The sequence below is a fragment of the Alcaligenes sp. Lyrl_28 genome, from assembly GCF_051948705.1.
GTDB classification, from domain to species: Bacteria; Pseudomonadota; Gammaproteobacteria; order Burkholderiales; family Burkholderiaceae_B; genus Alcaligenes; species Alcaligenes ammonioxydans.
The window spans coordinates 892,032-904,651 of sequence record NZ_JAYJLG010000001.1 but is presented as its reverse complement, the minus strand read 5'-3'; the positions used below and the strand labels follow the sequence as shown (position 1 = coordinate 904,651).

General features: G+C 59.1%; 11 protein-coding genes. 3 read left to right on the top strand and 8 right to left on the bottom strand.

From position 1 onward, the window contains the following. Positions 1–31: 31 nt before the first annotated feature. The 6 genes from VF694_RS04090 to hcaE are packed head-to-tail and all read right to left on the bottom strand — an operon-like array spanning position 32 to position 5,358. Positions 32–979, bottom strand: coding sequence for a 3-carboxyethylcatechol 2,3-dioxygenase (locus VF694_RS04090; RefSeq protein WP_003803255.1), 948 nt, complete (start codon positions 977–979; stop codon positions 32–34). Between the two features lie 19 nt (positions 980–998). After that, positions 999–2,294, bottom strand: coding sequence for a 3-phenylpropionate/cinnamic acid dioxygenase ferredoxin--NAD(+) reductase subunit (gene hcaD / locus VF694_RS04085; protein WP_240209390.1), 1,296 nt, complete (start codon positions 2,292–2,294; stop codon positions 999–1,001). Further along, positions 2,294–3,109 carry a 3-phenylpropionate-dihydrodiol/cinnamic acid-dihydrodiol dehydrogenase gene (gene hcaB / locus VF694_RS04080; RefSeq protein WP_003803259.1) on the bottom strand — a complete coding sequence of 272 codons (816 nt, stop codon included), beginning with the start codon at positions 3,107–3,109 and terminating at the stop codon, positions 2,294–2,296. The genes hcaD and hcaB overlap by 1 nt, the downstream gene beginning before the upstream one ends. Next, positions 3,106–3,426: a 3-phenylpropionate/cinnamic acid dioxygenase ferredoxin subunit gene (gene hcaC, locus VF694_RS04075; protein WP_003803262.1), complete on the bottom strand. Its 321-nt coding sequence runs from the start codon at positions 3,424–3,426 to the stop codon at positions 3,106–3,108. The genes hcaB and hcaC overlap by 4 nt, the downstream gene beginning before the upstream one ends. Before the next feature lie 28 nt (positions 3,427–3,454). Beyond that, a complete protein-coding gene (gene hcaF, locus VF694_RS04070) occupies positions 3,455–4,003 on the bottom strand; it encodes a 3-phenylpropionate/cinnamic acid dioxygenase subunit beta (RefSeq protein WP_003803263.1) in 549 nt (182 codons plus the stop codon). Next, on the bottom strand, positions 4,000–5,358 hold the full coding sequence (hcaE, locus tag VF694_RS04065) for a 3-phenylpropionate/cinnamic acid dioxygenase subunit alpha (RefSeq protein WP_003803265.1): 1,359 nt from the start codon (positions 5,356–5,358) through the stop codon (positions 4,000–4,002). Before hcaE ends, hcaF begins: the two co-directional genes overlap by 4 nt. A gap of 385 nt (positions 5,359–5,743) precedes the next feature. Here hcaE and VF694_RS04060 point away from each other — a divergent pair, with 385 nt between their 5' ends. Further along, the gene (locus VF694_RS04060) at positions 5,744–6,697 is read left to right on the top strand and encodes a LysR substrate-binding domain-containing protein (protein WP_003803266.1); all 954 of its coding nucleotides are present in this window, start codon (positions 5,744–5,746) and stop codon (positions 6,695–6,697) included. A 132-nt stretch (positions 6,698–6,829) separates the two neighbouring features. On the opposite strand, the gene dbpA is transcribed toward VF694_RS04060, so the two are convergent. Next, positions 6,830–8,230 (bottom strand): ATP-dependent RNA helicase DbpA, encoded by a 1,401-nt coding sequence (gene dbpA / locus VF694_RS04055; protein WP_440163732.1) that lies wholly within the window; start codon positions 8,228–8,230, stop codon positions 6,830–6,832. 171 nt (positions 8,231–8,401) lie between these two features. Then, positions 8,402–9,190 (bottom strand): IclR family transcriptional regulator, encoded by a 789-nt coding sequence (locus tag VF694_RS04050; protein ID WP_230406188.1) that lies wholly within the window; start codon positions 9,188–9,190, stop codon positions 8,402–8,404. Between the two features lie 308 nt (positions 9,191–9,498). Between VF694_RS04050 and VF694_RS04045 the strand changes: the two genes are divergently transcribed. Further along, complete coding sequence (locus VF694_RS04045) at positions 9,499–10,974, top strand: NAD-dependent succinate-semialdehyde dehydrogenase (RefSeq protein ID WP_003803274.1); 1,476 nt, start codon at positions 9,499–9,501, stop codon at positions 10,972–10,974. 103 nt (positions 10,975–11,077) lie between these two features. Next, the gene (locus VF694_RS04040) at positions 11,078–12,376 is read left to right on the top strand and encodes an ABC transporter substrate-binding protein (RefSeq protein WP_131070808.1); all 1,299 of its coding nucleotides are present in this window, start codon (positions 11,078–11,080) and stop codon (positions 12,374–12,376) included. Positions 12,377–12,620 lie beyond the last annotated feature (244 nt).

Genomic DNA, 12,620 nt, shown 5'->3' with positions numbered 1-12,620 from the left:
ACAATCTCCTGGTATTTTTGGGTGGTGGATTTCAGTTCTTGCGCGGATGGGCGGACAAGCCGCCAAAGCCGGCAATCCACTCGGGAATTTCTCGGTAATAGCGGTGCGCCGCTTCATAGGGGCCATAGGCCGACAGACCCGCGAAAGCAGCCACCCAGGTCTTGACTTCGTGGGCGCTGCGGCCTGCCAGGGCGGACACGTCGTCGTTGGCGACCTCATCGAGCTGGGCATAGCTTTGCGTTTGCAGCAGATCCAGAAAGTTCTGGTCCCATTCGGGGTTGAGCGGATGCAGAACAGAAGGGTCCCGGGTGAAGGCTCTGCCAGCATCGATCGTGCGTTGTGTGCGGGCGGCACGGGCTTCGGGCGAGAGCGTGTAGCCTTCGCCATCCAGCGAGCGTCGCACGGCATCGGGGGCTTCGGCGTAGACGGGGACGGGAGGTTGATGCGACAAGCCGCCCGAACCGATCCACAGCACACGCTTGCCCGTGGAGCGGGCCCATTGGCCGATGGCCTCGCCCAGCAAACGGGCACGTTTGAAGGTGGGCAAGGGGGCTGCCACCGCGTTAATGAAAACGGGAATGACCGGGTAATGGTCCAGACTGCCCACCAGATGTTCCAGCGGGTAGGCGGCACCATGATCCAATTGCATATCGTGTGAAATGGCTACGTCCACGCCGCTATGGATGACATGGGTGGCACATTCCGTGGCCAGCTCGAAGGGCACGTCCAGGCGTCCGGCCAGGCTGTCAAAGTCGCCAATCGCATGCGCGCCGGTGCCGATGCAAAAGCTGGGCATGACGTTGTAGAAAAAGCCGTTGAAATGATCAGGGGTGAACAACACGATCAGATCAGGCTTGAAGGCAGCGACCCGTTCGCGGGCCGCTTTTTGTACCGCAAACACTTCGTCCAGGACGGCTTGGGCCGGATCGTGATGACCCAGCAAAGGCGTGTGTGAAAGACACTCCAGGTGTGCCAGCATGTCAGTCTCCTGATTCTGATTATGGGTGTGCAGGGGCAGCCGCCTCGTCCGTCAAGGCGGCATTGGTGGCTTGGCTGCGTGTGGTCTGCGTGATTTGTTTGGCCAGATTGCGCAGGTTCTGGGCAGTGTCGTTCCAGACCTCCAATGGGAGGACGGCGCGGTGTTCGATCAGCTCTTTGAGCGGGCGCATGTCGCGGCCTTGGTTGACGGTGATGGCGCCGCAGATGGCACCTTCCGGGTCCAGGCCAATCAGGACAAAGGGGGGCATGTCCAGTGTGCCGCGCAACACCCAGTGGGCAGCGGCCATGTCTCCGGCAAACTGAATGTTCAGGTCGCACTGATCGGTCCAGAACCAGGCAGGGCAGGGCTTGGCGGGTTCCTGGTTCAGCATGTGGCAAACGGCCATGCTGGCCTGCCGATTGGCGTTTTCCCAGGTCTCCTGTCTTTGCCAGCGGCCATCCAGACCGATTTGCACCGTAGTGTCGCCCGCCGCATAGATATTGGGCTGAGAGCTTCGACCATGCTCGTCAATCACGATTGCACCCTGCTCGGTGTGCAATCGCGCACTGTCGGCCAGACGGGTGTCAATGCTCACGCCCACGCCATAAATCAGCAGCTCACCTTGCAGTTGTTCGCCATTGTCCAGCGTCAGTACCACGCGCTGCTGATCGTTCAGTCGGGCGTTGTGGACGTGGGCACCGAGGTGAAAGCGCACGCCGCGAGCCTCATGCACGGACTGTAGATACTGACTGAGGACTTCGGGCGCGTTGCGCGACATGATGCGGCTGGCCGGATCGATCAGTTCCACCGTGGCACCCAAAGCGACCAGGCTGGATGCCAGTTCCAGGCCAATGACACCGGCACCGACCACCAGCACATGGCTGCCAGGTTTGAGCTGAGCGCGAATGCGGTGGGCATCGTCCAGGGTGCGCAGAACATGCGACACCGACCCCAACGCGTCCAGTTCGGGCAGGCGTCGGGCTTGTGCCCCAGTCGCCAGCAAGAGGCTGTCGTATCGCAGGGTTTCGCCGTTGGACAGGGTGATGCAGCCTTGCTGAGCGTCAATCGCTTCGGCACGGATACCCAATTTCAGGCTGATGTTCTGTTCGCTGTAAAAGCTGGCCGGATGCAGGTTCAGCTGCACATTGTCCGGGTCCAGCAAGGCGTCTTTTGACAGGGGTGGGCGCTCGTAAGGTAAGTGAGGTTCCTCACCGACCAGGGTGATCTGTCCGGCAAATTCTCGGCGGCGCAGTTCAGCAGCAGCCGTGGCACCGGCCTGTCCCCCGCCCACAATTACAATATGAGGTGTCTGCATCACAGCTCCAGTCCACCGGCCACATTGCGTATGCCGCGTACTCCCAGACCTGCGTCGGCATTGATCATGACGCCGGTCAGTGTCTGGTTGTTCTGGCGCGAGGCCAGTAGCACAAAGGGGCCGGTAAATTCTTCAGGTTCAGGAAAGAATTGCAGGGGCAGGATCGCTTTGATGGCCTCGGGCGAGCGCGAGTCCATGATGCGGGTATCTTGCTGGCCCAAGGCTTGGGGGCCACGCAGATCGGTTTTCATACCGCAAGGGCCTACGCCATTCACACGAACTTTAGGGGCCAGTTCAAAAGCCAGTTCGCGGATCAGACCGACCGCGGCATGTTTGCTGGCGGTATAAAGCGGGCCACCGCCTTCGGCGTAAAAAGCCGAATTGCTCAAGGTGAAAATCATGCTGCCGCAGGATTTGACCAGTTCGTCGGCAGCGGCCTTGGCACCGAGCAGATAGCCTTTGACGTTGATGGCAAAGAGCTCGTCAAAGCCTTTGTCCAGTTGCTCCATACTGGTGTTGATCAGCCGTGCGCCGTGGTCCCAGACCGCAGCATTGCCAATAAAGCAGTCCAGCTTGCCAAAGCGGGCCACCGTGGCCTTCACGGCGTTCTGGTTGTCGGCTGCGCTGCACACATCACCCTGGACGGCCAGCACCTTGCCGCCGAATTTCTGTTCCAGATCGGCGCATTTTTCTGCCGAGCGCTCCAGCACGGCCACGGATGCGCCTTCTTTCAGAAAGCGCTCTACCAATGCCAGACCCAGGCCGGAGCCGCCGCCGGTGATCAGGGCCACCTCGTTTTGCAGCCAGCCGTTCATGCCTGGGCCTCCAGATCGATATAAACCATGCCTTCGCTGATGATCACCGGATAAGTGCGTAATGCTTCGGTGGCCGGCTGGCACAGGGCAGCGCCCGTTTTCAGACAGAAACGGGCAGCGTGCAGCGGGCACTCCACGGTGCCGTCGTCCTCGATATAGCCTTCGGACATGGACGCGTTGCCGTGTGTGCAACGGTCATCCGTCGCATAGAAGGTGCCATTAATATTGAACAAGGCAATCTGGCGGTCGGGGGTGTCTATCTTCAGTGCCTCGCCATCGGCCAGGGCACCGGTTTCACATGCGGTAATGCGTGTCATATCAATCAACATCGGAAGGTGAGCGGGGTCAGAACAGCACGCTCAGGTTGTGGGATGTGATGACGACTTGATCCAGAACGATCTCGCGTTCATACAGTTCCCAGCCAAAGCGGTTGTCTGCGCGACGTACATAATCCAGGCGCTTGCCGGCGTACCAGGTTTCGTCCTTTTCTTTCTGGGCGCGGTACAGGATGTAGTTGCTGCGGATCTGGTAACCCTGCCCGTCAGCGGTGGGCCGGATACGCAGATTGCTGACAAAGTGGCGGGTGCGCGAGGGCGGCTCCTCCGCCCAGGCCATCCCGGTTTCCAGACGAGCGACGCGGCGTTCCAGCTGGAATTTGTTGTCGTTGAAAATCCAGGTGGTGGGCGGCTGTACGCTGCGACGGCGGTCACGGGTTTGCGCATTGGTGGTGCTGCGCATGTGGTAATGCACGTCCTCGGACAGCAGATCCAGCCAGTCGCGAAATTGCCAGTCGTCCAGCAGTTCGGCTTCCATGTAAAGGAAGTCGGCAATTTCGTGATGCACGTGCATGTCGACGATGGCGGTTTGGGTCGGTTCTTCAATGACGGCGCTCATTTCACCAGCTCCTCTTCATAGACACGGCTGCGCTCCAGCACTTCATCCCAGGTCTCGGACACCATCAGGTCGGCCCAGTACTTGTACAGACCGCGAGCGGCTGTTTCGGAGAAGATGTAGTTGGTGACGCCCGGCACGCCATCGCTGCGCAGACCTTCGTTGCCCAGGCCCATTTCCATGCACAGCTGGGTGTTGCGTGCGCGCTTGCCGCGCAGGATTTTCTGAATTTCAGCCCAGTTCTCGGAGTCGTCCTGCTCCAGGAAACCGGCGGGGCCAAAGGCGCGGGTGGCGCTGCGCTCAAAGGCGGCCTTCACATCGTCGGGTGCAGCGGCATCGGCAATGCAAAATGCCCAGACTTCCACCTGGTTCGGGCCACGTGGATGCCAGACGCGCAGCGTCGCCGTGCCGTTCAGCCAGCTCAGGGTGGGGAACATATTGTTGTGACCGGCCAGACGCAGGGCACGCACCTCGCCCAGGCGCTCGTGGGCTTCGGCATAAGTGTCGCGAAAGTACTGCGACACTTCACCGTCCACCCATACGTTGGCATCGGGCTGCTCGGTAAAGAAAAAGCCACTGCCATGGCCGCGTTGGCCATATTGAACGGCGTCCTTGGCGGTTTCCCACACCGGGCGTGCGGTTTGGCCGGCACCCAGCGCTTTATCCTCGTCACCCGGTTTCTGGCCCAGCACTTGCACGGCAGAAGCGTGCGAGAACAAGGCGTGATACTGGTCGGATGCGAACTGTTCAGCGGGGAACTTCCAGTTGCACTCGATGGTCCATTTCTGAACACCACCGATGATTTCGGTACCGCCTTCGCGCCGGTCCAGAACTCCGTCCAGGTACCAGGCAATGTCGCCCATGTACTCTTCCAGATCGGGAGCGGTGGCGTCCCAATTGCCAAAGACCAGGCCTTTGTATACTTTGACGCGGGTCACTTCCTGCAGACCCCACTTTTCCTTGCACAAGCCTTGCGGATAGGCGCGCGGCTCCAGCGGTACATCCACCAGATCGCCGTTGGTGCCATAGCTCCAGCCGTGGTAGGGACAGGTAAAGGCTTTGGTATTGCCCGAGTCGGCATAGGACACGCGCATCGAGCGGTGTCGGCATTGGTTCAGGAAGGCCTTGATCGAGCCGTCTTTTTGACGGACCACGATAATCGGGTCTTCACCCATATAGGTATTGAAGAAATCTCCCGCTTTGGGAATCTGGCTGGTATGACACAAAAACAGCCAGGTACGGCCAAAGATGCGTTCCAGCTCCAGCTCATAAATATCCGGGTCGGTGTAAATGGAAGGGGTAACGCGTCCATTACGCGCATCGACCAAGGCTTCGATTTTTTCAGGGTTGATTCCCATCGCTTGCTCCTCGCTATTGCAATGCGTGCTTTTGCAAAACAGGTTTTTGTCGCCAAGGGCAAAATGTAGAAGCTTGAAATGAATCCGACCAATACTTGCTTTAGATCGGGTGATCGGCAAAGCCGATAAGTCCGGCTTAAGACCCTGGTTTGGGTAGGGTCTAAGGGCGAGGTCCAGTATTGATGCGGGTTTGAGAGGGGTTAGGGTTTACGATAGGCATGAATGCTGCGATGCAGCATTCAACCTGGGGGCTGATTTTGAAGGCCGTAGAGCAGCGACAATAGGGCTTGCAAGACGGGCTGGCCCGGTGGGAGAACTGCTGGCCGGACCAGACCCTGTTCGGGTTTGAGCCGGGCAGGCGTGATCAATTTGACAGGAGACAAACTTGGAATTGCGACACTTGCGTTATTTCGTTGCCGTCGCGGAAGAGTTGAATTTCACCCGTGCTGCGGAACGGCTCTACACTTCTCAGCCCTCGTTGAGTGAGCAGATCCGCAATCTGGAAGAGGAGATCGGTTACCCCTTGCTGAACCGTACGCGGCGCAAAGTTGAGTTGACGGAAGCCGGGGTGGTTTTCCTGGAGGATGCGCGCGAGATCTTGCATAAAGTGGAGCAGGCTCTGGTACGTGCGGGCAGGGTGGCTTCACAGGCTCGGGAAGTGCTGACGATAGGCTTTGTGCCTGCTGCAGAGGTGCGTATCTTCCCCTCTGTTCTCCCTGCCTTTCGTGCCGCCTTTCCACAAGTGGATGTGGTGTTGCGCAGCCTGACCTCCAATGAGCAGGAAGGAGCCCTGGCCCGGGGAGAGCTGGATCTGGGTTTTATGCGCGGGCCGGTGCGCGCCACCAATGTCTGTAGCGAGGTCGTTCTGGATGAGCCCTTGCGGGTCTATTTGCCCAAAGGGCACCGCCTGGAAGCCTACAGCCTGATACCTCCCGCCCGCTTGAATCGTCTGCCCATGATCGCCGTTGACCGCTCTTACGGTCGGTCCATGCATGATGTGCTGGCCCGCTACCTGGCTCACCATAAAGTGGTGCCCGAGCATACCTACAACTCGGCCAACCCCTTGATGAGCATTAATCTGGTGGCGGCCGGGCTGGGTTATACCTTGTTGCCCACGTACGCGGAATACTTCATGCCCAAGAACGTGGTGTCACGCCCCTTGATTGGTGGCGGGCCGCGGTGTGAACTTTTTATGGCTTACCCTCGTGAGACAGGCTGCATGAGCGAGGCGGCTGTCAGCCTGATAGAACGCATACGGGAGCTGGCACGCTGGCATGGTTCGGGACCGTCAGCCGCCAGTCATTTGAAACAGGCACCCAGCAAGATCGCCTGTCTGTGAAAGGCCTGGAGGGGCCGGTTTTCTGTCTGGCTGTGGCGGGGCGGCACAGCCTTCCCAGCATGGCTTTGGGCATGAAAACAGCCCCCATTCGGGGGCTGCCTCAGTGTGGCGGGATCGCAGAGAAGGGACGACTTACTTATCTTCCACAAAGCGCATGCGGAAGCGGCGGCCCTTGATATTCGTTTCGGCGATCCGATCAACGTATTGTCGGGCAATCCGGCGATCCAGCGCCACGTAGGAACGGGCATCGGTAATCGCAATCTTGCCGACTTGCTCACCTTTCAGCCCCACATCGCGGGTCAAGGCACCGAGCAGGTCGCCGGGGCGCAACTTGTCTTTTTTGCCGCCCTGAATTTCCAGCGTCATCATGGGCGCGCGTAACGGCTCTTTGGACTGAGGGCGCAAGCCTTTCAGGTTGCTCCATTTGACTTCGCTGCCCTGAAACTCCTCGATCAACTTCACCCAGCGCTGTTCGCTGCGCGAGACCAGATTCAGGGCCAGGCCTTTCTGATCACCACGACCCACACGGCCCACACGGTGGATATGCACTTCGCTGTCTTTGGTAACGTCCACGTTGATGACAGCGCCTAGATTCTGAATATCCAGACCGCGCGAGGCCACGTCGGTGGCTACCAGTACAGCGCAGCTCTGGTTGGAGAACTGCACCAGAATTTCGTCGCGGTCACGCTGCTCCAGATCGCCGGTCAGCGCCAGGGCCTGGATGCCTTCGGATTGCAGCTCTTCCACTACTTCCTGACACCGCATTTTGGTGTTGCAGAAAATCAGGGTAGAGGCGGGGCGGAAGTGCTCCAGCAAGGTCACCACGGCAGACAGGCGTTGCTCGGGGTGGACTTCATAAAAGATCTGCTCGATCTGACTGGCATCGTGCAGCGCCTCCACCTTGACTTCTGCAGGTTTATGCAAAAAGCGGGCGCTGAGCTTACGGATGTTCTCGGGGTAGGTGGCCGAAAACAGCAGTGTCTGACGGCGGGGAGGGCAGTGCGAAGCAATCGCCACAATATCATCATGAAAACCCATGTCCACCATGCGGTCGGCTTCGTCCAGAACCAGTGTTTTCAGGGCCGACAAGTCCAGATTGCCTCGCTCCAGATGATCCTGGATCCGGCCTGGTGTTCCCACTACCACGTGAGCGCCATTGCGCAAGGCTTCTGTCTGCGGGCGCGAGGGCACGCCCCCACACAAGGTCAGCATGCGCACGTTAGGAATCTGGCGAGCCAGACGGCGCAACTCGGTGGTGACCTGATCGGCCAGTTCGCGCGTGGGGCAGATCACCAAGGCTTGCGGTGTCAGTTTGCTGGGGTTGAGGGTTTGCAACAGACCCAGGCCAAAGGCGGCCGTTTTGCCGCTGCCGGTCTTGGCTTGGGCGATCAGGTCACGGCCTTGCAGAATCAGCGGCAGGCTTTGCTCCTGAATCGCCGTCATGTTTTCAAAACCCAGACTGTCGAGGGTTTCAAGCAAGGCGGGCAGAAGGGGAAGGGTACTGAAAGAGGTATGTGGCACGATGGGAGACATCAAAAAGAACTGCAAAATAAAGGATTTAGCGACAGTTTACCGTTTGCGGACCGATGGCTGGGAAATAATAGAAGGCAGTCCGAGCGGGGACAGTTGCCGATCATGATTCAAACAAAAAGGGGCGGCAGAAGCGGCCCCTTTTTGCAGCGCGTCGTACAGATCTGGATGCGCTTATGCTTTGCGCGATGCGCCCAGACGCTCCGAGAGGCGATTGGCCAGTTTACGCATGGCTTCCCCTGCACGGCGCTGGGCTGCCTCGTCCGCTTCCTGGGTGAGCAAACTGACCGCGACCCCGGCCACGGCAGCACGGTTATTGGAGTCGAACACCGCGGCTCCAAAACAGTGCATGCCATCCCGTACGCCACAGGCATCCACCGAATAGCCCAGGCGCTGCACGTCGCTGAGCTCCACCATCAATTCTTCCTTGTTGCGCGGGCCGTGCGCCGTCAAAGGGTCGGGCCAGGGATGATTCAGGGCCTGGTCCAGTTCCGGCGCTGGCAACGTGCTGAGCATGGCTTTACCGGTGGCGGTGTAGACCGCCGGCAGGCGCATGCCGGCGCGGAAGGTGAAACCCAGCGGCCGGGTCCCGTTTCGACAGGCAATGTAGACCACATCTTCACCATCCAGAATGGACAGGGTAATCGTCTCTTCCGGCAGGACGCGCATGTCGTCCCAGGCGGCAAAAAATTCCTGTGTCAGATCCAGCTGGGACAGGAACGCATTGGCCCAGCCCATGACGTGTGTGCCCAAGGTGAAACTGCCATTTTCCAGCTTACGGATCAGGTGCAGATCCAGTAGCGTGGTGCACAGACCATACAGGGAACTTTTGGGCATACCCAGACGTTTGACCAGGTCCGTAAATGACAGGGGCTCCGGTGAGGCCGCCAATTCGTCCAGTACGGTGACTGCGCGTACTACAGCCGGAACCAGTTTCTTCTCTTCCACTACGACTAACTCCATAACAACACACAGGAAGTCCAGTGAGCCCGGATGCACGGGTGCTGAACTCTGGAAACAGGGGTAAGGGACCGTCCGTACAAGGTGCAGCATCCCATAATCGAGCCGGCCGGACCAGACGTACAGGTCCTGCATTAGGCCAGATTTGCCGCTTTGATGCCAGCGCTCCATTGTGCCCTCAAACGCCCTAAAACAAAAAATACGGCGACTGATCTTATACGGGTAAACCCGTAAGCCGATTCGTTGACGACGCGTTTTTTCGGCTCCTATAATTCTACCAAGTTCACTATAAGAGAAACAGGTTCAGCATAATGAACAATATCGCGGCATCATTGATTAGCAAACTGAAGGACCCCAGCCTGGCCAAAGATCAGTCCTGGACCGCTCAGGGTTGGGTCAGCGCGGGGGATGGCAACACGTTTGCCGTTCTGAATCCGGCCACGGGTGAGTGCCTGGCCAATGTCGCCAGCCTGGCCACGAAAGAGATTGAAGCGGTCATCAGCGATGCTGAAGTGGCCCAGCGCGAGTGGAAGGCACGCAGCGGGCACGAGCGCGCCAAGCTGTTGCGCGCCTGGTTCGATGCGCTGGTGGCCAATGCGGATGACCTGGCCACCATCATGACCATGGAACAGGGCAAGCCCTGGGCCGAGGCTCGTGGCGAAGTGCTGTACGCGGCTTCCTTTGTGGAATGGTTCAGCGAAGAGGCCAAGCGCGTGTATGGCGACGTGGTCGGCCACCCCCAGGCGGACAAACGCATTGTGGTGGTCAAGCAGCCCGTGGGCGTATGCGCGGCCATCACCCCCTGGAACTTCCCGGCGGCCATGATTACCCGCAAGGTTGCACCCGCTTTAGCGGCTGGTTGCAGCATTATTGTTCGTCCTGCCGACCTGACTCCCCTGACCGCCCTGGCGCTGGCCGTCCTGGCCGAGCGCGTGGGTATTCCCGCGGGTGTGTTCCAGCTGGTAACTGGCCAGTCCCGCGTGGTGGGTGCCGCCCTGACGGAAAGCCCTATCGTGCGCAAGTTGTCCTTTACCGGTTCCACCGAGGTGGGTCGCTTGCTGATGGCACAGTGTGCTCCCACCATCAAGCGCTTGTCGCTGGAACTGGGTGGCAATGCGCCCTTCATCGTATTTGACGATGCGGATCTGGATGCGGCCGTTGAAGGCGCGATGGCGTCCAAGTACCGCAACAGCGGTCAGACATGTGTGTGCGCCAACCGCTTTTTGGTGCAGGACGGTATTTATGACCGCTTTGCCAAAGCCCTGGGCGAACGTGTGGCTGCCCTGAAAGTGGGCAACGGTATGGACGAAGGCGTAGAGCAAGGTCCGCTGATCGAGCAAAAGGCCGTCAATCGCCTGCGCGAACTGATTGATGATGCCGTTCAGAAGGGGGCCCGCGTTTTGCAAGGCGGCCAGCCCCATCCTTTGGGCGGTACCTACTTTGCACCCACCGTGCTGGGTGAGGCGACACCCGCCATGCGCGTGGCCCGTGAAGAATTGTTTGGCCCTGTGGCACCTTTGTTCCGCTTCAAAGATGAAGCCGAAGCCATCGCGATGGCCAATGACACCGAGTATGGTCTGGCTGCCTATTTGTTCACGCGTGACAACGCCCGTGCCTGGCGCATGGGCGAAGCGCTGGAATACGGCATGGTCGGCGTCAATACCGGTTTGATTTCCAACGAAGTCGCCCCGTTTGGCGGCGTCAAGCAATCCGGTCTGGGTCGTGAAGGCTCCCGTTATGGGATCGACGAGTACCTGGAAATCAAATACATGTGCCAGCAGCTGTAAGTTGATACATACCCGCGCCCCGCGCAGCGAAGGGGGCCGCTTTGCCGATAGCGCAGAGCGCCCCATCAGCAGAACCCCACAATAAGCTAAATAAGGAGACGTTATGTCTATCCTGTCTGCAACCCCACGCAAACTGACCCTGGCCCTGACGTTGGCCACGGCTGGCCTTTTGTCCGGCACGACTGCCCTGGCAGAAGAGGTCAAACCCATCAAGATTGGTGTGGTCACCTTCTTGTCCGGCGCGGCCTCCGGTCCTTTTGGCGTGCCTGCCAAGAATGCCGCTGAACTGACGGCTGCCCAGTTGAACGAAGGCAAGGTCCCCGCCCCTTACAACACCAAGGGTCTGGGCGGTGCACCGATTGAACTGGTTTTCATTGACGAGAACGGTGGTACTGCTAAGCAGGTCAGCGAATACCGCAACCTGGTTCAGCAACAAAACGTGGACATCGTGGTCGGCTACATCTCTTCGGGCGATTGTCTGGCCGTGGCCCCCGTTGCTGAAGAACTGAAAAAACTGACCCTGATTTTCGACTGCGGCACACCGCGTCTGTTTGAAGATGCCAGCTACAAATACGTGTTCCGTCCGGTGGCCCACGCCACGATGGACAACGTGGCCGCTGCCCGCTTTGTGCTGGAGCGCAACCCCGAACTCAAGAGCTACGCCGGTATCAACCAGAACTACGCCTGGGGTCAGGATGCTTGGCACGACTTTGAAGGCACATTGCAAGCGCTCAAGCCCGGCGTAGAAGCCAAGACCTCGCAAATGCCCAAACTGGGCGCGGGCCAGTACAATGCCGAGATCTCTTCCCTGATGGCGGCCCGTCCAGAAGTGATTCACTCCAGCTTCTGGGGTGGCGATCTGGAAGGCTTTGTGGTGCAGGCTCTGCCACGTGGTTTGTTCCGCAACACCCTGACCGTGCTGACTGCTGGCGAAACAGCAACGCACCGAGCCAACAACCAGATCCCCACAGGCACCATCATTGGCGCTCGCGGTCCACACGCTGCGTTTGCCCCTGACAATGAATTGAACCGGTGGTTGCGTGCCAGCTACCGCGAGCAGTTCAATGCGGACCCCAGCTACCCTTCCTACAAGATGACACAGACGTTGCTGGGTTTGAAAGCCGCTTATGAAAAAGCCCAGGCTGCCAACGACGGTAAAACACCGTCCACCGAACAAGTGATCAGTGCTTTCGAGCATCTGACCTTCGAGAGCCCATCGGGTGATGTCAGCATGTCCTTGGGCAAAGGCCACCAGGCTGTTCAAGGTACGACCTTGGGCGTGGTGAAAAACGACAAGGGCGTGATCAGCTACACCGATCTGCGTCACTTCAAACCTGAAGAAGTGACACCGCCCGAAGGCGTGAAATCCATCGACTGGATCAAGGGCGGCTTGAAGCACTGATACGGACAGGCGTCCTGACAAGGACGCTGCTCTGAACCTGAGGGCCTGCAAGACCTTGTTTTGTATGTCCGGTCTTTACCACGGGGACGCTCCCAGGGTAAAGGCCCCCTCGGGGGGAAGCAAGCCGAAGGCGTAGCCAGGGCGCATGTTTACCGCCGGGCTGTTCCCCAGGTAAAAGCTCCCCCGTTTGGGGGAGGCACACCCACGCTGCGGCGTGGTGGCATTTTTTATTCCATTTCCACAG

What these genes read in the sequence shown, in the direction of transcription:
- hcaE (WP_003803265.1), bottom strand. Translation starts at nt 5,358, where the DNA reads ATGGGAATCAACCCTGAAAAAATCGAAGCCTTGGTCGATGCGCGTAAT.
- hcaD (WP_240209390.1), bottom strand. Translation starts at nt 2,294, where the DNA reads ATGCAGACACCTCATATTGTAATTGTGGGCGGGGGACAGGCCGGTGCC.
- VF694_RS04090 (WP_003803255.1), bottom strand. Translation starts at nt 979, where the DNA reads ATGCTGGCACACCTGGAGTGTCTTTCACACACGCCTTTGCTGGGTCAT.
- hcaF (WP_003803263.1), bottom strand. Translation starts at nt 4,003, where the DNA reads ATGAGCGCCGTCATTGAAGAACCGACCCAAACCGCCATCGTCGACATG.
- hcaB (WP_003803259.1), bottom strand. Translation starts at nt 3,109, where the DNA reads ATGAACGGCTGGCTGCAAAACGAGGTGGCCCTGATCACCGGCGGCGGC.
- VF694_RS04040 (WP_131070808.1), top strand. Translation starts at nt 11,078, where the DNA reads ATGTCTATCCTGTCTGCAACCCCACGCAAACTGACCCTGGCCCTGACG.
- hcaC (WP_003803262.1), bottom strand. Translation starts at nt 3,426, where the DNA reads ATGACACGCATTACCGCATGTGAAACCGGTGCCCTGGCCGATGGCGAG.
- VF694_RS04050 (WP_230406188.1), bottom strand. Translation starts at nt 9,190, where the DNA reads ATGGAGTTAGTCGTAGTGGAAGAGAAGAAACTGGTTCCGGCTGTAGTA.
- VF694_RS04045 (WP_003803274.1), top strand. Translation starts at nt 9,499, where the DNA reads ATGAACAATATCGCGGCATCATTGATTAGCAAACTGAAGGACCCCAGC.
- dbpA (WP_440163732.1), bottom strand. Translation starts at nt 8,230, where the DNA reads ATGTCTCCCATCGTGCCACATACCTCTTTCAGTACCCTTCCCCTTCTG.